Below are 21720 nucleotides of genomic sequence, written 5' to 3'. Positions count from 1 at the left end.
GCGCGCAACGCGTCGCCGCCATGCCCGCCAATGTCGCGGCCGGGCTTTCCTTTGCGGGGGCCGCGCCCGATAGTGTTCGCGCAAGGCGGCCACGGGGCGGGACATGCGCTATTCAGGCTGGCAGGTGCTGGCACAGGGGATCACGGGCAATCGCGGCTGGCGCCCGGCATGGCGCGACACCGCGCCGAAACCGGCCTATGACATCGTGATCATCGGCGGCGGCGGCCACGGGCTGGCCACCGCGCATTATCTGGCCAAACGGCATGGGCTGACCAATGTGGCGGTGCTGGAGAAAGGGTATCTGGGCGGCGGCAACGTGGGGCGCAACACCACCATCGTGCGGGCCAATTACGGGCTTCCCGGCAATTCGGAATTCTATTCCCATTCGCTCAAGCTCTGGGAAGGGCTGGAGCAGGACCTGAACTACAACGTGATGCACAGCCAGCGCGGCGTCATCAACCTGTTCCATTCCGACGGACAGCGCGACGCGGCCGCCCGGCGGGGCAACATGATGATCGCCCAGGGCGATGACGCCATCTTGCTCGACCGCGACGGCTGCCGCGAGATCCTACCCTATCTCGATTACGACCAGACCCGGTTCCCCATCTATGGTGGTCTCTACCATCCGCGCGGCGGCACGGCGCGGCATGACGCGGTGGCCTGGGGCTTTGCCCGCGCCGCCGACCGGCGCGGCGTCGACCTGATCCAGAATTGCGAGGTGACGGGGATCGACATCGAAAACGGGCGCGTGACCGGCGTGCAGACGACACGCGGTTCCATCCGGGCGAGAAAGGTCGGGATCGTGGTGGCGGGACGCTCGAGCCAGGTCGCGGCGATGGCCGGCATGCGCCTGCCCATCGAAAGCCATATCCTGCAAGCCTTCGTCACCGAGGGGCTGAAACCCGTGATCGACCATGTGGTGACCTACGGGATGGGCCATTTCTACATCAGCCAATCCGACAAGGGTGGGCTGGTCTTTGGCGGCGATCTGGATTTCTACGCCTCCTATGCCGCGCGCGGCAACCTGCCCATGGCCGAACATGTGGTCGAGGCCGCGATGACCCTGATGCCTGTGATCGGACAGGCGCGGATGCTGCGCAGTTGGGGCGGCATCATGGACATGTCGCCCGACGGCTCGCCCATCATCGACAAAACCCATGTCGAGGGGCTCTACCTGAATTGCGGCTGGTGTTACGGCGGGTTCAAGGCGGTGCCGGGATCGGGCGATTGCTTTGCCCATCTGATCGCCACGGGCCAGCCGCACCCTGCCGCCACGCGCTACCGTCTCGACCGCTTTGCCACGGGCCACGGCCTGATGGACGAAGAGGGCACGGGTAGCCAGCACAACCTGCATTGAGGGGACCCATCCATGCTGATCCCCTGTCCCCAATGCGGCCCGCGCGACATCCGCGAATTCACCTGCAAGGGACATGAAACCTACATGCACCGCCCCAGCCCCGCTGCGCCCCCAGAGGCATGGGACGATCACCTCCACAACCGCGACAACCCGGCAGGCCCGACGCGCGAGATGTGGCACCACGTTGCGGGCTGCGGCGCGTGGCTGGTGGTGGAGCGCAACACCGTGACCCATGCCGTCACCGGCGCGATGCTGGCGCGCGAGGTGGCGAGGTGAGGGTCAGCAGCACATGGCAGGGCGAAAGCGCCGCGAGCGTTACCTTCACTTTCAACGGTCAAAGGGTGACAGGGCGCGCGGGCGATACCGTGGCCTCGGCGCTTCTGGCCAATGATATCCGGCTTGTCGGGCGATCCTTCAAATACCACCGCCCGCGCGGCATCCTGACCGCCGGGTCCGAGGAACCGAACGCGCTGGTGACCGTGGGCACAGGCCCCGACCGGATGCCCAATGTCCGCGCCACGGTGCAGGAGATCTACCAAGGGCTCGAGGTCGTCAGCCAGAACCACATCGGCCCGCTGCACCGCGACCTGATGGCGGTCAATGATGTGCTGCATCCCTTTCTCGGCGCGGGGTTCTATTACAAGACCTTCATGTGGCCGCGCTCCTTCTGGGAACGGGTCTACGAGCCGCTGATCCGACGTGCGGCAGGTCTTGGCGCGCTGTCGGGCGAGGCAGGCGGCGCGACCTCGGAAAAGGCTTATGCGTTTTGCGACGTTCTGGTGATCGGGGCAGGGATCACGGGGATCATGGCCGCACTGACGGCGGCCGAGGCCGGGGCCGACGTGATCCTTGCAGAGGATGCGATGGTCGCGGGCGGCCAGACCGGGCCACAAGATGGCCAGATCGGTGATCTGGCTGCCGGGGATTGGTCGCAGACACGGCTCGACCAGCTGCGGGCCATCCCCAATGTGCGGGTCATGCTGCGCACCGCGGTGACGGGCGTCTATGACGACGGCAGTTTCGCCGCGCTGGAACGCACCGGCCTGCATCTGCCGCCCGGTCCAGACCTCCCGCGCGAAACCTTTTGGCGGATCCGTGCGAAACAGGCGGTTCTGGCGACGGGGGCTCTTGAGCGGCCCATCGCATTCCCCGGCAATGACCGGCCCGGGATCATGATGACCTCTGCGATCGCGACCTATGCCGAACGGTTCGGCGTGGTGCCCGGGCGACGGATCGCGGTCTTTGCCACCTGCGATCACGCGCATCGGACCATCGCGGCCTTGGCCCGGCAGCAAGGGTTTTCCAAGCTGACGGTCATCGACCCGCGCCCCGATGCCGTGGCCTTGGGCGACTATCGCCTGATCGCCGGGGCCGAGGTCATTGGCACGCGCGGGCGGTTGGGGTTGCGCGAAATCACGATCCGCAAGGGCGGGACCGAACAACGGCTGGAGGCGGATTGCCTTGGCCTGTCGGGCGGGTGGAACCCGTCCGTGCATCTGACCTGCCATCTGGGCGCACGACCGGTGTGGGACGAGGCGCGCGCGATGTTCCTGCCCGCGCCCGGCGCGGTTCCGGGTCTGCATCCGGCGGGGGCCTGCAACGGCACCCTGTCGGTCGCAGGCTGCCTGCGCGAGGGGCAGGCGGCGGCGCTGACAGCGCTTCGGGCCATGGGCCGCAAACCCCGCGCCCCTGCCCTGCCCGATGCCAGCGACGACCCGGGGCGGGGCCGTACGCTATGGGCCGTCGCGGCCAAGGGGCGGGCATGGCTCGATTTCGCCAATGACGTGACGACCAAGGACGTGAAACAGGCCGCTCAGGAGGGCTTTACCTCCGTCGAGCATATGAAACGCTACACGACCCAAGGGATGGCGCCCGATCAGGGCAAATCGTCCAATATCGGGGCTTTGGCCATTCTGGCCGACGCGACCGGGCGCACCATCTCGACGACCGGCACCACGACCTTCCGCCCGCCTTTCGTTCCCGTGACGCTCAAGGCGATGGGGGCCGGGGCCGAGGGCAAGGGCTTTGCCCCCGAACGGCTGACCACCAGCCATGCCGCGACGCTGGCGCGTGGCGCGCCGATGATCGAGGCCGGGCTTTGGTATCGTCCCAGCTATTTCCCCGCCAAGGGCGAGACGACATGGCAGCAATCGTGCGACCGCGAGGTCCGGATGGTCCGCGCCACCGTGGGCGTCGTCGATGTCTCGACCTTGGGCAAGATCGAGATCATGGGACAGGATGCGGGAGCCTTCCTTGACTTCTTGTATACGAATACCTTTTCGACCCTGCCCGTGGGCCGCGCGCGCTATGGCCTGATGCTGAGGGAAGACGGTCACGTCATGGATGACGGCACCAGCGCGCGGCTGGCGCCGGAACATTTCGTGATGACCACGACCACGGCCGCCGCCGGGCAGGTCATGGCCCACATGGAGTTTACCGCGCAGGCGCTGCGCCCCGATCTGGACGTGCGGTTCCTGTCGGTGACGGAACAATGGGCGCAGTTTTCGGTCGCAGGGCCACTGTCGCGCGAGCTCATGAACAGCGTTCTGGATGACCCGATCGACGATACGGCCTTTCCCTTCATGGGCTGCGGCGCGGTCAAAGTGCACGGCATCCCCGCCCGGCTTTTCCGGATCTCGTTTTCCGGCGAACGCGCCTACGAGATTGCCGTGCCCGCCCGTTACGGCGATGCGCTATACCGCGATCTGGTCGCGCGGGCCGAGGTTCTGGGCGGCGGTGCCTACGGGATGGAGGCGTTGAACGTCCTGCGCCTGGAAAAAGGGTTCATCACACATGCCGAGATTCACGGACGGGTCACCGCCTTTGACATCGGGATGCAGGGGATGCTGTCGGGCAAGAAGGATTTCATCGGCAAGGCCGCAGCAGGCCGCCCCGGCCTCCTAGACCCCGCGCGGGAGCGTTTGGTGGGCCTCAAACCCGTCGATCCGGACGGGGTGCTGACGGCCGGGGCGCGGCTTTTCAAACCCGAGGACCCGCCCGAGGCGCGCAACGATCAGGGCTATGTGACATCGGTCGGCCAGTCGCCCAACCTCGGCCACATGATCGCGCTGGCCTTCCTGCGCCATGGCCCCGAGCGCGAGGGGCATGAAATCATGATGATCGATGCTCTGCGCGGTATCCGGACGAAGGTAGAGGTCGTGCCGCCGGTCTTCTTCGACCGCGAGGGAGGGCGCGCCCGTGGCTGAGTTGATCGCGACATCGCCCCTGCGTGACCTGACACCGATCACCATCGGCAACGTGACACTGACCGAAGGTATCCCGGGACAGGTCTGGGCCGTCCTTCCTTGGCGCGGGGCGACAGAGGCCGCAAGCACGGCCCTGCAATCGGCCCACGGCCTACCCTTTCCCGCGCCGGGGAATCTGCACAAGGCAGGGTCGACGCGCATCGCATGGGCGGGGCTGGATCAGGCCTTTCTCCTCGGGACGACGCCGGATACCGCCTTGGCCGCCCATGCCGCCCTGATCGACCAATCCGACGCCTGGGCGCATCTGGTCCTTTCAGGCCCTGCCACACGCGAAGTTCTGGCCCGCCTCGTGCCCGTGGACCTTGCTCCCGCCGCCTGCCCTAAGGGATCGGCGCGGCGCACACTTCTGGGGCACATGTCTTGCCTGATCCTGCATCCGGGCGGGGATACGTTCGAGATCCTCGTGTTCCGCTCCATGGCCAGCAGCGCGGTTCATGACTTGACGCGCGCAATGACGGCCGTGGCCGCGCGCGATCTTCGGGGCGCTCAAACCCCCGGATGAGGTCGTACGCCGCGCAGGCGCATCGCGTGGTCGATGATGACGAACATGTCGTTGGCCAAGGCCTGATCGGCATAGCGCGGGTCGCCAAGCCGTTCCGCCCAGGACCGGTGGGCATTGCGCAGTTGCGCGTCGGTCCGCTCGCTTCGGTCCATGTAGGTTTCAAGACGCACACGCACCTGCGACGGGCTGAATTGCTGGATCTCGCCCGCCATCAGGTCCGTGAACACGACCTCTACCGGATCGGTGGCCGGCGCGGCACGTGGCGTTGCGGCTGGCGTGACAAAGAGGAATAGGCCCATGCCGATCACCGCGCAAAAAGCCATCGCGGCAAAGACCACTTCGACCCGCGCACCCCCGCTTTTCGTCCTGACAAGCGCCATGTTCCTGCATCGCTCCGCTGCTGAGCGTGCAGGATGCGGGACAAGTTTGGCGGGATTTGGGCCAAAGCGCGCAGCGCCCGGGGCGTTTCATCCCCAGCCTTTAACGGCACCGCATCTGGACAGGGGGGGCTGCCCCCCCGATATTGCAAGACATGAGTCTCCCACCCGGCTTCCTTGACGAGTTGCGCAATCGCGTCCCGATCAGCCAGGTCGTGGGCCGCAAAGTCATCTGGGACAACCGCAAGTCGAACCAGGCCAAGGGCGATTTCTGGGCCCCCTGCCCGTTCCACCAGGAAAAGACCGCGAGCTTTCACGTCGATGACCGCAAGGGCTTCTACTACTGCTTCGGCTGCCACGCCAAAGGTGATGCGCTGGGGTTCGTTCAGGAAACCGAAAATGTCGGCTTCATGGAGGCGGTGGAAATCCTTGCCCGCGAAGCCGGGATGCAGATGCCGGCCCGCGACCCGCAGGCCGCGCGGCAGGCCGACCGCGCCACGAAACTGGCCGCAGCGATGGAAGCGGCCGTCGCACATTACCGGCTACAGCTGAAAACCGGCGCTGCGGCCGAGGCGCGTGCCTATCTTGATCGGCGGGGCCTCGATGCCGCAGCGCTCGACCTGTTCGAGATCGGCTTTGCGCCCGCCGCCCGTCAGGGTGCCTTCAGCGCGTTGACCGGCAAGGGCCTCGACGAGGCGGATGTGATCGAGGCCGGGATCGCCACGCGCCCCGATGATGGCGGCGCACCCTATGACGCGTTCCGCGATAGGATCATGTTCCCGATCCGGGATGCGCGGGGGCGGTGCATCGGCTTCGGCGGTCGCGCGATGGACCCGAACGCGCGCGCCAAATACCTGAATTCCCGCGAAACCCCCCTCTTCGACAAAGGTCGCGCGCTTTACAACCATGGTCCCGCGCGCGAGGCGGCGGGCAAGGGCCAGCCGCTGATCGTGGCCGAGGGCTACATGGATGTGATCGCGCTGGTGCGGGCAGGTTTTGGCGCTGCGGTCGCACCCTTGGGCACCGCGATCACGCAAGACCAGCTGCGGCTGATGTGGCGCATCGCGGACGAGCCGATCATCGCGCTTGATGGCGACAAGGCGGGTTTGCGCGCGGCACTGCGTCTGGTCGATCTGGCGCTGCCGATGCTTGAGCCGGGCAAGACGCTGCGCTTTTGCCTCATGCCCGAAGGGCTCGACCCTGACGAGCTGATCAAGGCCCGCGGGCGCGACGCGATGCAGGCGCAGCTTGATGCCGCCGAACCGCTGGTGCGGATGCTCTGGCGGCGCGAGACCGAGGGGCAAATCTTCGATACGCCCGAACGGCGCGCGGCCCTCGACCGGCGGCTGCGGCAGGCGATCGGCCAGATCACCGACCAAGGCCTGCGCCGTCATTATGGCGAGGCGCTGGCAGAGTTGCGTCGGGCGCTTTTCCGCCCCGCGGTGCCACAAGGTCGCGGGGATCGCGCAGGCTGGCGGGCGCGTGGCTTTGCCGAGGCGCAGATGCCCTTGGCCGAAACCCGGTCATCCGCCTTGGGGTCCGGGGCGCTTTCGGCGGATGACCTTCGGATCATGCTGATCCTCGCCACGCTTTGCCGGTATCCGGAACTTGTGTCCCGGTTCGAAACCGATCTCGACCGCCTCGCCCCGCGCCACGCCGATCATGCGGCGCTGGTTGACGTGATCCTGACCGCCGAGGCCGCGGATTCCGAGGCGATGGGGGCGGCCTGCGCCGCCGCGGGACTCGGGGCCGCCCTTGAAAGCTTGCAGTCGATGGCCCATTTGCGCATCAACCCCATCCTAGCGGGGCCGCCCGATGCCACCCGGGCAGAAGCCTGCCTGACCGAGGAGTTCGCGAAGTACCACGCCGACCGCGCGCTGAAGGCCGAGATGACCGAGGCGCTGGAAGACCTGGACAATATCCCCGAAGGGGACACGCGGCTGGGTCGCCGCCTCAACCACGCCGTTCACCGCCGCCAGACGGCGGGACGGGCCACCGCCTCGGACATGCAAGGAGCTGTCAGCGAAGACACAGACGCCCTGTCCGATCGACTGCGTGCCTTGATAGAGGCCCGCGTCTGGGAGAAGAAAACCCGCTAAGTGCTCTATGCGAATCACTGATTCGCCTTACATAAGTTGCAGTAGCAAAGATTCGGCGGCCCGACCGCCCCGCCGGCTTCACGCCACGAACCGCCAAAGGACACCTGCCCATGGCCAAAGATACCGAAGATCGCAAGCCGCAGGACGGGGAGGAAACCGACATCGGGCTCGACATGAGCCAGGCTGCGGTCAAGAAGATGATCGCGGAGGCGCGGGCACGTGGGTACATCACCTATGACCAGCTCAATACCGTGCTGCCGCCCGAGCAGGTGTCTTCGGAGCAGATCGAGGATGTGATGTCGATGCTGTCCGAGATGGGCATCAACGTCATCGAGGACGACGAGGCGGACGAGGACGCGGAGGCGAACAAGGGGGCCACGGACCTCGTGGAAACCTCGACCTCGCGCGAGGTGGCGCTGTCGTCTTCCGAGACCGAGAAACTGGACCGCACGGACGACCCGGTGCGGATGTACCTGCGCGAGATGGGCAGTGTCGAGCTCTTGTCGCGCGAGGGTGAGATCGCCATCGCCAAGCGGATCGAGGCGGGCAGAAATACAATGATCGCAGGGCTTTGCGAAAGCCCGCTGACCTTTCAGGCGATCACGATCTGGCGCGACGAATTGCTGGATGAAGACATCTTGCTGCGCGATGTCATCGACCTCGACGCGACCTTTGGCCGGTCGCTGGGCGAGGATGACGACGAACCGGTCGTGGCGCCTGTCGCCAATGCCAAGCCGCAGCCGGTCGAGGCGCGGGGTGGCGAGGCTGACGAGGAGTTGGACGCCGATGGCGAGCCGATCCGCCGCGCCGCCGATGACGACGACGACGAGGACGAACAGGCCAACATGAGCCTTGCCGCCATGGAGGCGGCGCTGAAACCGCGCGTTCTGGACATTCTGGACCGGATTGCCGCCGATTACGTCAAGCTTTCGGAAATGCAGGACAAGCGCATTTCCGCGACGCTGAACGAGGATGGCAGTTTCTCCAAATCGGACGAGGCGACCTATCAGCAATTGCGGTCCGAAATCGTGGTGCTGGTGAATGAATTGCACCTGCACAACAACCGGATCGAAGCGCTGATCGACCAGCTTTACGGGATCAACCGCCGGATCATGGCCATCGACAGCGCCATGGTGAAACTGGCCGACCAAGCGCGGATCAACCGGCGCGAATTCATCGACGAATATCGCGGCTGCGAATTGGACCCGGCATGGTGCGACCGGATGGCCGAAAAGGCCGGGCGTGGCTGGCAGGCGCTGATGGAGCGGTCCCGCGACAAGGTCGAGGAATTGCGCAGCGACATGGCGCAGGTCGGCCAATACGTGGGCCTCGATATCAGCGAATTCCGCCGCATCGTGAACCAGGTGCAAAAGGGCGAGAAAGAAGCCCGCCAGGCGAAAAAGGAAATGGTCGAAGCCAACCTGCGGCTCGTGATTTCCATCGCCAAGAAATACACCAACCGCGGTCTGCAATTCCTGGACCTGATCCAGGAAGGTAACATCGGCCTGATGAAGGCGGTGGACAAGTTCGAATACCGCCGGGGCTACAAGTTCTCGACCTACGCGACGTGGTGGATCCGGCAGGCGATCACGCGGTCCATCGCCGACCAGGCGCGCACGATCCGTATTCCGGTCCACATGATCGAGACGATCAACAAGCTGGTGCGGACGGGGCGGCAGATGCTGCACGAGATCGGCCGCGAGCCGACGCCCGAGGAATTGGCCGAAAAGCTGCAGATGCCGCTGGAAAAGGTTCGCAAGGTGATGAAGATCGCCAAGGAGCCGATCAGCCTCGAGACGCCCATCGGCGACGAGGAAGACAGCCAGCTGGGCGATTTCATCGAGGACAAGAACGCCGTCCTGCCGCTGGATTCGGCCATTCAGGAGAACCTGAAGGAAACGACGACGCGGGTTCTAGCGTCGCTCACGCCGCGTGAGGAGCGCGTGCTGCGCATGCGGTTCGGGATCGGGATGAACACGGACCACACGCTGGAAGAAGTGGGCCAGCAGTTCAGCGTGACCCGCGAGCGGATCCGGCAGATCGAAGCCAAGGCGCTCAGGAAGCTGAAGCATCCGAGCCGGAGCCGGAAGCTGCGGAGTTTCCTCGATCAGTGAGGACCGATCCGGCCACAGGTCGCGCGTTTCGCGGCAGCCAGAAATGGTTGCAGCACTTGGTAGAGCACGCACCTGAAAGGCTGGAGCCGCCAAAGCTTGGGCGACTGGATTGGGTATCACCCATTCCTGCGACACAATATCGAGAATATCAGGATTACGCCTTTCTTGATATTCTCGGGTTGGGGCATCTGGATACGGCTTTACGGGAATTCTGGCCGCGCGGCGGCGCGGTATGGGACGGATTGGCCCAAAGCAAAAGCGGGCCGGTACTTGTCGAAGCCAAGGCACATGTCAGCGAAAGTTTCAGCAGCCCTTGCGGCGCGACGGCACCAGCTTCGTTAGAATTGATCCGGAAGAGCCTTTCAGACTGCTCCCGCGATCTGGGCGCGGATATGCGTTCGGATTGGGCGCGCTGCCACTATCAGACCGCCAATCGTATTGCGCACCTGTGGTGGCTGCATCGACAGGGAATTCGGGCACATCTGCTGTTCGTGCATTTCGTTGGCGACGCCGAAATGAAGGGACCAAAATCGGCGGAAACGTGGATTGCCGTGGAAATGGCCGCAAACTATGCTCTGGGGCTTCCGAAGCAGCATGGTCTATCGGACTTTATCCACTACGTTCATACTGACGTTTCGAATATCGGTTGATCGACAGCGAGGCTAATAGCCATGTCCCTTTTCTCCAGACTTTTCGGCGGCAGCGGCAAACCCGCCAAGGAGCCGGAACTCTACAAGGACTTCCGTATCTTTCCCGATCCGCAGCAGGGTTCGGGTGGATACAGGGTGTCGGCACGGATCGAGAAGGATCTGGGCGGGGAAACCAAGGTTCACCAACTCTTGCGCGCTGATACGTTGCAGACGCTGGAGGAAGCCGAGGCGTTTTCGATCCGCAAGGCCAAGCAGGTGATCGACGAACAGGGCGAGCGGATTTTCGGTTAAGATCGGGTTACGATTTTTTGCCGAAAGTTTCGGAAAGGTTAAGATTTTTCGGGGCATGTGAAGGGGATCTTGCCGGGGATGGGACCGGGCAAGGTCTCGTTAACCCTGCGCGGGAACGGTGTTGACGGGGGTCGTGCAACGGGTCCGGGGCGCGTGTGGCGCGCGGGCAATGCATGGTCGGATTGAGATTTGGTTGAGGTGGGAGACGTAGGGTGGGCAATTTGCCCACCACGCGGGCCCACGATGCGAACCCACCATACGGGCGGCGTCGGTGAGGCGGTGGGGTGGTTTTGGTGGGCAGATTGCCCACCCTACAGTTTGGCATCGGTGGTTGTGGGGTGGTGGGCAGATTGCCCACCCTACAGTTTGGCGAGGATTGCGGCGGCGGCGGCGTCGGGGGTGAGGCGACCCTCGGTCACGGCCTCGGCATGGTCGGCCATGGCGCGGCGCAGGTCGGGGTCGCGGCGCAGGCGCGACAGGAGACCCTCGCGCACCTCTTCCTCGAACCAATGGACGGCCTGGGCGGCGCGGGCGTGATCCCACCAGCCCTGATCCTTGCGCCAGCGGGCCAGCGCCTGCACCTCGGCCCATGCGCCGGCGATACCGTCACCGGTGACGGCGGAGACGGGCAGCGCCTTGGGGAAACCCTCGGGGTCCTGCGGGCGTTTGCGCAAGAGCCGCAGCGCGCCCGCGTAATCGGCGACGGTGCGGGTGGCCGCAGGCTTGAGATCGCCATCGGCCTTGTTGACCAAGATGAGGTCGGCCATTTCCATGATGCCGCGTTTGACGCCCTGCAATTCGTCGCCGCCCGCCGGCGCGAGCAGGAGGACGAAGACATCGCACATCTGCGCCACCATGGTCTCCGACTGGCCGACGCCCACGGTTTCGATCAGCACCACGTCGAAGCCCGCCGCCTCGCAGAGCGCCACGGCCTCGCGCGTGCGGCGGGCGACGCCGCCCAGATGCGTGGCCGAGGGCGAGGGGCGGATGAAGGCGGCCGGTTCGCGGCTCAGGCGGTCCATCCGGGTCTTGTCGCCGAGGATCGAGCCGCCCGAGCGGGAGGAGGAGGGATCGACGGCAAGGACCGCGACGCGCAAGCCCCCCTCGACCAGCGCCATGCCGAAGGTTTCGATGAAGGTGGATTTGCCCACCCCCGGCGTACCCGAGAGCCCGATGCGCAGCGCCTGCCGCCCGAGATCCTTGGTGGGTTTGCGCAAAGCCTCGATCAGGGCGGTGGCGTCCTGCCGGTGATCGGGGCGGGTGCTTTCGACCAGTGTGACGGCCCGGGCCAGCGCGCGCCGGTCGCCCGCGAGGATGCGGGAGGCGAGATCGTCGGTAGGGGGCGCTTGGGTCATCGGGGGGTCGTCTTTCGGGTCCGGGGCCGTGGGGCGCGTGGCCTGTCGTGTTCTGCCCGGTTGCGCGCGTGCCTGTCCAGCCCGCTTGCCGAGGTCGGATGCCGCGCCCCTGCCCCGCTGCGGCGGGATTTGCGTGTTGACGGGGCGGGCGGGCGTGGCGCAGGTGGAGGCGCGTAAGACTGGACGAGAGCGCCCGTGGCCCTGCCCATCGACGATATCCTGACCGCGTTGAAGGTGGCGCTTGCCCGTGAGGGGCGATTGGTGCTGCAGGCCCCGCCCGGGGCGGGCAAGACCACGGGCGTGCCGCTGGCGCTCATGGACCTTGTGGCGGGGCGGATCGTGATGCTGGAGCCGCGACGGCTGGCGGCGCGGGCGGCGGCGGAGCGGATGGCGGAGATGCTGGGGGAGCCTGTCGGGGGGACGGTGGGTTACCGCATCCGGGGCGAGAGCGCGGTGTCGGAGGCAACGCGGATCGAGGTGGTGACGGAGGGGATCCTGACGCGGATGGTGCAGGATCGGCCGGATCTGCCGGGCGTGGGCTGCGTGATCTTCGACGAATTCCATGAACGCTCGCTCAATGCCGATCTGGGGCTGGCGCTGACGTGGGAGGTGCGGCAGGCGCTCAGGCCGGATCTGGCGCTGCTGGTCATGTCGGCGACGCTGGATGCGGGGCCGGTGGCGGCGATGCTGGGGGAGGCGCCGCTGTTGACGTCGGAAGGGCGGGCCTATCCGGTCGAGACGCGGCATCTGGAGCGGCCTGTGCCGAAGGAGCGGCGGCTGGAGGATGCGGTGGCCGATCTGGTGCTGGAGGCCATGGCGGCGACGGAGGGGGGCTGCCTTGTGTTCCTGCCGGGAGAGGGGGAAATCCGGCGGGTGGCGGCACGGTTGCAGGCTGCCGTGCCGGGGGATGTGGCGCTCCACATGCTTTATGGCGCGATGCGGATCGAGGATCAGCGCGCGGCGATCCTGCCCGCAACCAAGGGGCGCAAGCTGGTGCTGGCCACAGCCATAGCGGAAACCTCGCTCACCATCGAGGATGTGCGGGTGGTCGTCGATGCGGGGCGCGCGCGACGGGCAAGGTTCGATCCGGGCACGGGCATGTCACGGCTGGTGACGGAGCCGGTCAGCCGGGCGGAGGCCGATCAGCGGCGCGGGCGGGCGGGGCGGGTGGCACCCGGCATCTGCTACCGGATGTGGACCAAGGGCGCGGAAGGCGCGCTGCCCGCCTTTCCGCCCCCTGAAATCGCCGCGACGGATCTGGCGGGGCTGGCGCTGGAACTGGCGATCTGGGGCGGGGCCGAGGGGCTGGCCTTTCTGACGCCGCCGCCCGAGGGGGCGCTGGCGGAGGCACGCGCGCTGCTCGGGGAGCTGGGCGCGCTGGATGCGGAGGGGCGGATCACGTCGCATGGGCGGGCGCTGGCGCGGCTGCCGCTGCATCCCCGGCTTGGGCATATGGTGCTGACGGGGGGGCCGGGCGCGGCGCGGATGGCGGCGCTGCTGGCGGCGCGTGATCCGCTCAGGGGACAGGGGACGGACCTGATGCTGCGGCTGCGCGCGCTGGAGGATCCAGGCGGGATGGGGGCCGACCGGGGCGCGGTGGCGCAGATCCGGGATGAGGCGAAGCGGCTGAAACGCTACGAGGCCGGGGAGCGGCTGTCCCCGGGGGCGCAGGCGGCGCTGGCCTATCCCGACCGGATCGGCTTGCGGCGGTCGGGGGAGGCCCCGCGCTATGTCCTGTCGGGCGGTGCGGGCGCGATCCTGCCCGAGGGGGACGGGCTGGCCGGGCAACGCCTGATCGTGGCCACCGATCTGGACGGCGACAGGCGGGAGGCGCGGGTGCGGCAGGCCGTGGCCCTGTCCGAGGCGGAGCTGCGCGCGCTTTATTCGGATCGGATGGCTTGGGTCGATCATTGCCATTGGTCCAAGCGCCATCGCCGGGTCGAGGCACGCCAGCAGGAACGGTTCGGCGGGCTGGTGCTGGAGGATCGGGTCTGGCGCGATGCGCCGCCCGAGGCCGTCATCGCGGCGCTGATCGAAGGGGTGCGCGACCTGGGCCTGTCGGCGCTGGACTGGAGCGAAAAGGCGCGACTGCTGCGTGCGCGGGTCGCGGTGGCGGGCGTGGCCGATGTCTCGGATGCGGCGCTTTTGGCGGGTTTGGAGGATTGGCTTGCGCCATGGCTGACGCGGGAGCGGAGCGCGGCCGATCTGGGCCGGCTCGATCCGACCGAAGCGCTGAGGCTTTGGCTCGGGCATCAGGCGATGGCGGAGGTCGACAGGCTGGCGCCCGCGACATGGACCAGCCCCCTGGGCCGCGCCATTCCCATCGATTATTCGGGCGAGGTACCGGAGGTGGCGCTGCGGTTGCAGGAGGTCTTTGGCACAACGATCCATCCGGTGGTGGGACCGGACAGGGTACCGTTGAAAATGGTACTGCTGTCGCCCGCATCGCGCCCGGTGCAGGTGACGAATGATCTGCCGGGATTTTGGGACGGGTCCTATGCCGAGGTGCGCAAGGAGATGCGCGCACGCTACCCGCGCCACCCCTGGCCCGAGGACCCACGTGCGGCGGAAGCGACCTTGCGGGCGAAGCCGCGCGGGGGGTAGGCCGGTGTTGGGGGCGCTGCCCCCGTCGCCTTTGGCGACTCCCCCGGGATATTTGGGAAACAGAGAAGGACGGACATGCGCGACGGGTCGGTGCCGCTGGTCAGGGAGCTGGTTCTTGTCGGGGGCGGGCATGCGCATGCGCTGGTGTTGAAGCGCTGGGGGATGCGGCCCGTGCCGGGAGTGCGGGTGACGCTGGTGAACCCCGGACCCTCTGCCCCCTATACCGGCATGTTGCCTGGGCATGTGGCGGGGCATTACAGCCGCGCGGATCTGGAAATCGACCTTGTGCGGCTGGCGCGGTTTGCCGGCGCGCGGATCATTCTCGGGGCGGTCGACCTGATCGACCCGGTGACGCGGCGCGTGTCGGTGCCGGGGCGTGCGCCCCTCGCCTATGACCTGTTGTCGGTCGATATCGGCATCACCTCGGACATGGCCGATCTGCCGGGATTTGCCGAACATGGGGTGGCGGCCAAGCCGCTTGGCGCTTTCGCGGATCGCTGGACGGCGTTTTGCAAGGGGGAAGGCCCTGCAAGGATCGCGGTGATCGGGGGCGGCATCGCGGGGGTGGAATTGTCCATGGCCATGGCCGAGCGGATGCGGGGGCTTGGCCGGGCGGCGGAGGTTTGCGTGATCGACCGGGGCGCGGTGCTGGAGGGGCATCCGGCGCGGGGGCGGTTGATCGCGGCGATGGAGGGGTACGGGATCGCGCGGGCCGAGGGGGCGGCCCCGGTGCGGGTGGAGGTTGGCGCGGTGCATCTGGACGGGGGGCGCGTGGTCGAGGCCGATCTGGTGGTGGGGGCGGCCGGCGCCGTGCCGCATGGCTGGCTGGCGGATTGCGGAATGGAGATGCGCGACGGCTACATGGTCGTCGATGATCAGTTGCGCTCGATCAGTCATCCCGAGATCTACGGCGCGGGCGATTGCGTGTATCTGAGCCATGCGCCGCGGCCCAAGGCTGGCGTTTTCGCCGTGCGGGCAGCCCCGGTTCTGGCCTGGAACCTGCGGGCGGATCTGGTGGGGGCGCAACGGCGGCGGTTTCGGCCGCAGCGCGATTTCCTGAAGCTCGTGTCGCTGGGCGGCAAGGTGGCGCTGGCGGAAAAGGCGGGGTTCGTGGTGGCGGGGCCTGCGATGTGGCGCTGGAAGGACCGGATCGACGCGCGCTTCATGGAGGGCCTGCGCGATCTGCCCGCGATGGCGGGGCCGCGCGCGCCCGATGGGGCGGCCAAGGGTGTCGCGCGCGAGATGGCGGGCCCTGCGCCCTGCGGCGGCTGCGGGGCGAAGCTGGGTGCGGGGGCCCTGACCGGGATCCTTGGCGGGCGGCCCGGCGATGACGCGGCGGTTCTGGAGGTGGGGGGCGCGCGGCAGGTGATCTCGACCGATCACTTGCGCGGTTTTGCCGAAGATCCGGCCCTCGTGGCGCGGGCGGCGGCGGTTCATGCCATGGGCGATATCTGGGCCATGGGGGCGCGGCCGCAGGCGGCCGTGGCCAACGTGATCCTGCCCCGCATGGTGGCGAGGATGCAGGGCGCGTGGCTGGACGAGGTGATGGCAGCGGCGGGCGTGGTTTTCGGGGAGGCGGGCGTTGCAGTCGTGGGCGGTCATTCCTCGATGGGTCGCGAGTTGACCATCGGGTTCACGGTGACGGGGCTGTTGGAGCGCGAGCCGGTGACGCTGGCGGGGGCACAGGCGGGCGATGCGCTGATCCTGACGCGGGGGATCGGAACCGGCGTGGTTCTGGCGGGCGAGATGCGGATGCTGGCGACAGGGGCGGAGGTGGCCGCGGTCTGGGCGCAGATGGGCCGGGGACAGGGTTCGGCGGCAGCGATCCTGTCGCCCCATGCCCGCGCCATGACGGATGTGACGGGGTTCGGGCTTGCCGGGCATTTGGGCAATATCTGCGCGGCATCCGGCGTGGGCGCGGAGGTGGATCTGGAGGAGGTGCCGGTTCTGGCAGGCGCGCTGCGGCTGTCGGGGCTGGGGGTACACTCGACCCTTTGGGCGCAGAACCGGGCGGCGCTGGAGGGGCGGGTTACCGTGCCCGAGGGGGCGCTGGGCGATCTGGTCTATGATCCGCAGACGGCGGGGGGGTTGTTGGCCGCCGTGCCGGAGGAGCGGGCCGAGGCGTTGGTTGCAGAGTTGATGGCGGCGGGGTTCGACGCGGCGCAGATCGGGGTGGTGACGGCAGCGCCGGGGATCGTGTTTTCCTGAGGCTGGGCCGCGCCCGTCAAAGGGTGCGGTCGAGTTTCGTCGAGAGGTGGATGAGGCTTTCCGACGAGCGGACGCCCTCGATCTCGCCGATGCGGTCGAGGATGGCGTCGAGCGCGGTGGTGGTGGGCGCGCCCACCTCGAGCAGCAGGTCGACGCGGCCGGAAATGGTGTGGATGCGTTCGACCTCGGCCACGGCCTTGAGGCGGGCGAGGATGGCGGGCTGGCTGCGGGGATCGACGGAGAGGAGCACGCTGGCGCGGATGCGGCCCTGGCGGAGCGCCTCGCCCAGCCGGAGGGTGTAGCCCGCGATCACGCCGGAGCTTTCGAGCCGTTCGAGGCGGGCCTGCGCGGTGGAGCGGGCGACCTTGAGCCGCCGGGCGATGACGGCGACGGACATGCGGGCGTCACCGGCCAGAAGGCGCAAGATATCGCGGTCGAGATCGTCCATAGGGGCATTCCGCCATTGGTTTCGTCGATATGACAAGATGATCGGGCATTTCGTGCAGAGTGACCAGAGAAATCGCCCGGAATTGGCGGCAGGCTGAGGGGGAGGAGCGACAAGACAAAGGACAGGCGCATGAGCGAGACACGGCCGCTGCACCGGAGCCCGCGGGATTACCTTGTGGCGGAGGCGCCCGACGAGCCGGTGCTGTTCCTGTCGCCCGAGGTGTTGCAAGACAGCGCGCGGCGGTTCCTGCGCGGGTTCCCGGGGATGGTGACCTATGCGGTCAAGGCCAATCCGGCGGAGGCGGTGTTGCTCAACCTGATGGCGGCGGGGGTGGCGGGGTTCGACGTGGCCTCGCCTGCCGAGATCGCGCTGGTGCGGTCCTTGAGCCCCGAGGCGGCGCTGCACTACCACAACCCGGTACGGTCGCGGGACGAGATCGCCGCGGGGGTGGCCGCGGGTGTCGCGTCGTGGAGCGTCGATCATCCGGGCGAGTGGCGCAAGCTGGCCGAGGCCCTGCCCCGCGGTGCGGAGATCGCGGTCAGGTTCAAGCTGGCGGTCACGGGCGCGGCCTATGATTTCGGCGAGAAATTCGGCGCGACGCCCGAGGAGGCCGTGGCGCTATTGGCCGAGGTGGCGCGGGCGGGGTTCCGCCCTGCCCTGACGTTTCATCCCGGCACGCAATGCACCGACCCCGAGGCTTGGGCGAGTTATATCCACGCGGCGGGCGAGATCGCGCGGGCGGCCGGGGTGCGGCTGGCGCGGCTGAACGTGGGTGGTGGGTTCCCGTCGCGGCGGATGCGGGGCGAGGGTGCCCCGCTTGACGCGATCTTCGCGCGGATCGGGGCGGCGGCGCGAGAGGCTTTCGGCACGGACGCGCCCGCGCTGGTCTGCGAGCCGGGGCGGGCGATGGTGGCCGAGGCGGTCAGCCTTGCGCTGCGGGTGAAATCGCTGCGCGGTATGGGCGAGGTCTATCTGAACGACGGGATCTACGGCGCCCTCGCGGAACAGCCCTTGATGGGCATGACCGACCGCATCCGGGTGATGGCCCCGGACGGACGGGCAAGGGCCGGCGCGCCGCGCGACAGGCTGGTCTGGGGGCCGACCTGTGACAGCCTTGACCGGTTGCCGGGCAAGGTGCCCCTACCCTGCGACATGGAGGAGGGCGATTACCTGCTGATCGACGGGATGGGGGCCTATTCCACGGCGACGGTCACACGGTTCAACGGCTATGGCGGCCTGCGGCTGGCCACCGTTCGGACATTGGAGGAGCCGGCCGGCACTGGACACCACCGCCCACGCGCCTAGTGTCCCGGCGGGGACATGCGTACGCGCCTGTCCCGGCAGGGGCACAAGAAAGGGCGCAAGCGATGAGCAAGTTCGGGACCAGCCAGCCGGTGACCCGGTTGGAAGACACGCGGTTTCTGACCGGCAAGGGCCGCTATGTGGACGATATCGCGCCCGCGCATGCGCTGCATGCCTTTGTCTTTCGCAGCACGGCGGCGCATGGCGTCATCACCGCGCTGGACGTGTCCGAGGCGCGGGAAGCGCCGGGCGTTCACCTGATCCTGACAGCGGCGGATCTGGCCGAGGCCGGGCTGAAGAACGCGATGAAATATTCCCCCGTCAAGAACGGCGACGGATCGCGCCCGCCCCTGCCCGCCCGCCCCATTCTGGCCGAGGGACGGGTGCGGTTCGTGGGGGAACCCGTGGCATTTGTCGTGGCCGAAACGCTGGCAGAAGCCAAGGATGCCGCCGAACTGATCGTGCTGGAACTGGATGACCGGCCTGCCAAGCTCGACATCGCGCCGGGGGGCGAGGTGCTGCACGAGGTGGCGCCCGACAACGTGGCCTATGATTTCGCCATGGGCGATGCGGCGGCGACGGAAGCGGCCTTGGCGGGTGCGGCCCATGTCGTGACCCATACGAGCCACGACAACCGGGTGATCGTGAACAGCATGGAGCCGCGCGGCTGCTACGCGGAGCCCGAGGGCGAGCGCATCCATCTGGCGGTCAACGGTCAGGGGGTTTGGGGCACCAAGGGCGAATTGGCCAAATGGCTGGGCTGGCCCGAGGATCGGGTCCGCGTGACCAACCCGGACGTGGGCGGCGGGTTCGGGATGAAGGGGATGAATTACCCCGAGAACCTGCTGGTGGCGCAAGCCGCGCGGATGTTGGGCCACCCCGTGCGCTGGATGGGCGAGCGCACGGAATCCATGCTGTCGGACAACGGCGGGCGCGACCTGATCGTGACGACCACGCTGGGCTTCGATGCCGAGTTGCGGCTGGTGGCGTTCCGCACCGACAGCCTGTCGAACATGGGGGCCTATCCATCGAATTTCGGGATGAACATCCAATCCTCGCTCTATTCCAAGGTTCTGACCGGCACCTATGACGTGCAGACCTATCATTTCCGCAATCGCGGCATCTACACGAGCACGACCCAGATCGACGCCTATCGCGGCGCCGGGCGGCCCGAGGCGATCTATGCGCTGGAACGCGCGATGGATTTCGCGGCGCGCGAATTGGGGGTGGACCCGCTGGAGTTGCGGCGGCGGAATTTCATCGCCCGCGCGCAATTCCCCTATCGCAGCGCGACGGGCGAGCTCTATGACGTGGGCGATTTCCACCGGGTTCTGGCGCGCGCGGAGGCTTGCGCCGATCTGGCAGGGTTCGCCGAGCGGCGGGCAGCATCGGAGGCAGAGGGCAAGCTGCGTGGCCTGGGCCTGTGTTATTACATCGAGAGCATTCTGGGCGATCCGTCGGAAACCGCGACCATCGAGATCACGCAGACCGGCGCAAAGGTCTATGTCGGCACGCAGTCGAACGGACAGGGGCATGAGACGGTCTATGCGCAGCTACTGCATGACCAGACGGGCCTGCCACTGGACAGCATCGAGATCGTGCAGGGCGACAGCGACCTGATCGCCCATGGCGGCGGCACGGGCGGGTCGCGGTCGGTGACGGTGCAGGGCATGGCGATGCGCGCCACGGCCGAAACGCTGATCACGGGGCTGACGGCCTTTCTGGCCGAGGACATGGACCGGGCCGATATCGCCTTTGACGCGGAGGAAGGCGTGTTCCGCGCGCCGGGATCGAACGTGGTGGTGACGCTGATCGAGGCGGCGGGGCGCGCACGGGCTGCCGGGCGCGGTGACTTGGTGCAGGTGACCGAGACGCAGACCCTGCCGGGGCGGTCCTATCCCAACGGCTGCCATATCACGGAACTGGAAATCGACCGCGACACCGGGGTGGTGCGGATCGACCGCTACACGGTGGTCGATGATTTCGGCAACCTGATGAACCCGAGGCTGGCCGAGGGGCAGGTTCATGGTGGCGTGGTACAGGGGATCGGGCAGGCGCTGACCGAGCATGTCGTGTTCGACGCCGAGGGCCAGTTGCTGACGGCGACCTTCATGGATTACGGGATGCCGCGCGCCGATGACACGCCCTTCATCGCCTTCTACACCGAGGCCGTGCCGTCGACCGCGAACCCGCTGGGCATGAAGGGGTGCGGCGAGGCGGGGACCGTTGGCGCGCTGGCTGCCGTCGCCAATGCGGTTCAGGATGCGCTTTGGCCGCTGGGCCTGCGGCAGGTCGACATGCCGTTCACGCCCGCGCGGGTCTGGGAGATGTTGCAACACGCGGAGCGCATCGCCGCCGAATAGCGACCCGACAGGGCAGCGGGCGCGGTCTGCGGGCGGGCGCGAAGGTTGGCGTTCGATCTTCCGATGTGTCGCGGAAAACTTCTTGTTCCGGCATGGTTACGACCGAGCAGCAGGAAGAACGAACATGGCACTTTGGTACGGCCTTAAGGGTTGGGTGAGTGCGCTTTCAGGCGATCGTGCGGGGAAAACCGCCGAGGCCGAGGACAGCGCGCTGGAACGTCATGCTTCGGGTCCGGCCACAGGCGTGGCGCAGAGCGCAGCGGCCCATATCCTCGGCTCGGAGGTGTGCAAGCGGCGGATCATGCTGGTGGCCGATCCGATGTGCCAGATCCTCGAACATGCGACATGGCTGGATCAGCACACGCATGGCGTGGAATTGTGCAGCGGCCTGCCGGATGCCAAGGATCGCGCGGCGCAGTTTTCCGAAGACGCGATCGTGGTGATCGGGATCGATTATTTCGTCGATCTGGATGCGGCGATCACGGCCTTGGCGCAATTCCGGATGGATGCGCCAGATCTGCCCATCGTCATGGGGTCGGTGACCTTCGCGCGGCTGGACCTGTCGTGCGAGCGGGCGATGATCGCGGATGCAAGCATCCGCCTGCCGGTGACGCGGCCGCAACTGGCGCTGTCGCTGGGTGCGGCGCTGACCAATCACCGCGTGATGATGGCGCGTCTTGCAGAGCTGTCGGAGCGACGGGCCGCACAGACCGGCGTGCCCTCCAATGATCCGATCCAGCCCGTTTATCTACCGCATTGAGACAGCCGCCCCCCTTGCGGGACG

General features: G+C 67.4%; 16 protein-coding genes. 13 read left to right on the top strand and 3 right to left on the bottom strand.

The genetic code is table 11. From position 1 onward, the window contains the following. Nucleotides 1–103 precede the first annotated feature (103 nt). From QQK63_RS02030 to QQK63_RS02015, 4 genes are read left to right on the top strand one after another with little or no spacing between them, the layout of a single operon-like run. Nucleotides 104–1357, top strand: coding sequence for a sarcosine oxidase subunit beta family protein (locus QQK63_RS02030; RefSeq protein ID WP_277826493.1), 1254 nt, complete (start codon nt 104–106; stop codon nt 1355–1357). 12 nt (nt 1358–1369) lie between these two features. Then, nucleotides 1370–1633: a sarcosine oxidase subunit delta gene (locus tag QQK63_RS02025; protein ID WP_277826491.1), complete on the top strand. Its 264-nt coding sequence runs from the start codon at nt 1370–1372 to the stop codon at nt 1631–1633. After that, a complete protein-coding gene (locus tag QQK63_RS02020) occupies nt 1630–4563 on the top strand; it encodes a sarcosine oxidase subunit alpha family protein (RefSeq protein ID WP_277826489.1) in 2934 nt (977 codons plus the stop codon). Before QQK63_RS02025 ends, QQK63_RS02020 begins: the two co-directional genes overlap by 4 nt. Continuing rightward, nucleotides 4556–5125, top strand: a complete 570-nt coding sequence (locus QQK63_RS02015) for a sarcosine oxidase subunit gamma (protein WP_277826487.1) — start codon at nt 4556–4558, stop codon at nt 5123–5125. Before QQK63_RS02020 ends, QQK63_RS02015 begins: the two co-directional genes overlap by 8 nt. On the opposite strand, the gene QQK63_RS02010 is transcribed toward QQK63_RS02015, so the two are convergent. Then, nucleotides 5110–5505 (bottom strand): hypothetical protein, encoded by a 396-nt coding sequence (locus QQK63_RS02010; protein ID WP_277826485.1) that lies wholly within the window; start codon nt 5503–5505, stop codon nt 5110–5112. The two genes, QQK63_RS02015 and QQK63_RS02010, sit on opposite strands and share 16 nt — an antisense overlap. A gap of 152 nt (nt 5506–5657) precedes the next feature. Here QQK63_RS02010 and dnaG point away from each other — a divergent pair, with 152 nt between their 5' ends. The 4 genes from dnaG (at nt 5658) to QQK63_RS01990 (ending at nt 10656) form a co-directional block, all read left to right on the top strand. Further along, nucleotides 5658–7601 (top strand): DNA primase, encoded by a 1944-nt coding sequence (gene dnaG, locus QQK63_RS02005; RefSeq protein WP_277826483.1) that lies wholly within the window; start codon nt 5658–5660, stop codon nt 7599–7601. A gap of 110 nt (nt 7602–7711) precedes the next feature. Beyond that, a complete protein-coding gene (gene rpoD / locus QQK63_RS02000; protein WP_277826481.1) occupies nt 7712–9715 on the top strand; it encodes an RNA polymerase sigma factor RpoD in 2004 nt (667 codons plus the stop codon). A gap of 56 nt (nt 9716–9771) precedes the next feature. Next, entirely contained in the window at nt 9772–10365 is a 594-nt protein-coding gene (locus QQK63_RS01995; RefSeq protein WP_284283164.1) for a hypothetical protein, read from the top strand. A gap of 21 nt (nt 10366–10386) precedes the next feature. Beyond that, nucleotides 10387–10656 carry an HlyU family transcriptional regulator gene (locus QQK63_RS01990; RefSeq protein WP_277826476.1) on the top strand — a complete coding sequence of 90 codons (270 nt, stop codon included), beginning with the start codon at nt 10387–10389 and terminating at the stop codon, nt 10654–10656. 359 nt (nt 10657–11015) lie between these two features. Here QQK63_RS01990 and meaB read toward each other — a convergent pair whose 3' ends face one another. Then, nucleotides 11016–12011 (bottom strand): methylmalonyl Co-A mutase-associated GTPase MeaB, encoded by a 996-nt coding sequence (gene meaB / locus QQK63_RS01985; RefSeq protein WP_277826474.1) that lies wholly within the window; start codon nt 12009–12011, stop codon nt 11016–11018. A 195-nt stretch (nt 12012–12206) separates the two neighbouring features. On the opposite strand from meaB, the gene hrpB reads away from it, so the two are divergent. Both hrpB and selD read left to right on the top strand, forming a co-directional pair. Further along, nucleotides 12207–14615: an ATP-dependent helicase HrpB gene (gene hrpB / locus QQK63_RS01980; protein WP_277826472.1), complete on the top strand. Its 2409-nt coding sequence runs from the start codon at nt 12207–12209 to the stop codon at nt 14613–14615. Nucleotides 14616–14690: 75 nt separating this feature from the next. Next, nucleotides 14691–16823, top strand: coding sequence for a selenide, water dikinase SelD (gene selD / locus QQK63_RS01975; RefSeq protein ID WP_277826470.1), 2133 nt, complete (start codon nt 14691–14693; stop codon nt 16821–16823). Between the two features lie 16 nt (nt 16824–16839). Here the strand turns inward: selD and QQK63_RS01970 are convergent, their stop codons facing one another. Next, entirely contained in the window at nt 16840–17271 is a 432-nt protein-coding gene (locus tag QQK63_RS01970; RefSeq protein WP_277826468.1) for an Lrp/AsnC family transcriptional regulator, read from the bottom strand. A 129-nt stretch (nt 17272–17400) separates the two neighbouring features. Between QQK63_RS01970 and QQK63_RS01965 the strand changes: the two genes are divergently transcribed. The 3 genes from QQK63_RS01965 (at nt 17401) to QQK63_RS01955 (ending at nt 21696) form a co-directional block, all read left to right on the top strand. Continuing rightward, entirely contained in the window at nt 17401–18576 is a 1176-nt protein-coding gene (locus QQK63_RS01965) for a type III PLP-dependent enzyme (protein ID WP_277826466.1), read from the top strand. A 62-nt stretch (nt 18577–18638) separates the two neighbouring features. Beyond that, nucleotides 18639–20936 carry a xanthine dehydrogenase family protein molybdopterin-binding subunit gene (locus QQK63_RS01960; protein WP_277826464.1) on the top strand — a complete coding sequence of 766 codons (2298 nt, stop codon included), beginning with the start codon at nt 18639–18641 and terminating at the stop codon, nt 20934–20936. A 124-nt stretch (nt 20937–21060) separates the two neighbouring features. Further along, a complete protein-coding gene (locus tag QQK63_RS01955; protein WP_277826462.1) occupies nt 21061–21696 on the top strand; it encodes a DNA-binding transcriptional response regulator in 636 nt (211 codons plus the stop codon). The last annotated feature ends 24 nt before the right edge of the window (nt 21697–21720 follow it).

It is taken from the genome of Roseicyclus marinus (genome assembly GCF_030163795.1).
Classification (GTDB): domain Bacteria; phylum Pseudomonadota; class Alphaproteobacteria; order Rhodobacterales; family Rhodobacteraceae; genus Roseicyclus; species Roseicyclus marinus.
The sequence above is the reverse complement of the archived record's forward strand: the minus strand, read 5'-3'. Positions and strand labels throughout refer to the sequence as shown.

Excerpts from the sequence above, each read along its gene's own strand:
- QQK63_RS02010 (WP_277826485.1), bottom strand. The coding sequence starts at position 5,505 with ATGGCGCTTGTCAGGACGAAAAGCGGGGGTGCGCGGGTCGAAGTGGTC.
- selD (WP_277826470.1), top strand. The coding sequence starts at position 14,691 with ATGCGCGACGGGTCGGTGCCGCTGGTCAGGGAGCTGGTTCTTGTCGGG.
- QQK63_RS01955 (WP_277826462.1), top strand. The coding sequence starts at position 21,061 with ATGGCACTTTGGTACGGCCTTAAGGGTTGGGTGAGTGCGCTTTCAGGC.
- QQK63_RS01965 (WP_277826466.1), top strand. The coding sequence starts at position 17,401 with ATGAGCGAGACACGGCCGCTGCACCGGAGCCCGCGGGATTACCTTGTG.
- meaB (WP_277826474.1), bottom strand. The coding sequence starts at position 12,011 with ATGACCCAAGCGCCCCCTACCGACGATCTCGCCTCCCGCATCCTCGCG.
- QQK63_RS01960 (WP_277826464.1), top strand. The coding sequence starts at position 18,639 with ATGAGCAAGTTCGGGACCAGCCAGCCGGTGACCCGGTTGGAAGACACG.
- rpoD (WP_277826481.1), top strand. The coding sequence starts at position 7,712 with ATGGCCAAAGATACCGAAGATCGCAAGCCGCAGGACGGGGAGGAAACC.
- QQK63_RS02025 (WP_277826491.1), top strand. The coding sequence starts at position 1,370 with ATGCTGATCCCCTGTCCCCAATGCGGCCCGCGCGACATCCGCGAATTC.
- QQK63_RS02030 (WP_277826493.1), top strand. The coding sequence starts at position 104 with ATGCGCTATTCAGGCTGGCAGGTGCTGGCACAGGGGATCACGGGCAAT.
- QQK63_RS01990 (WP_277826476.1), top strand. The coding sequence starts at position 10,387 with ATGTCCCTTTTCTCCAGACTTTTCGGCGGCAGCGGCAAACCCGCCAAG.
- dnaG (WP_277826483.1), top strand. The coding sequence starts at position 5,658 with ATGAGTCTCCCACCCGGCTTCCTTGACGAGTTGCGCAATCGCGTCCCG.
- QQK63_RS01970 (WP_277826468.1), bottom strand. The coding sequence starts at position 17,271 with ATGGACGATCTCGACCGCGATATCTTGCGCCTTCTGGCCGGTGACGCC.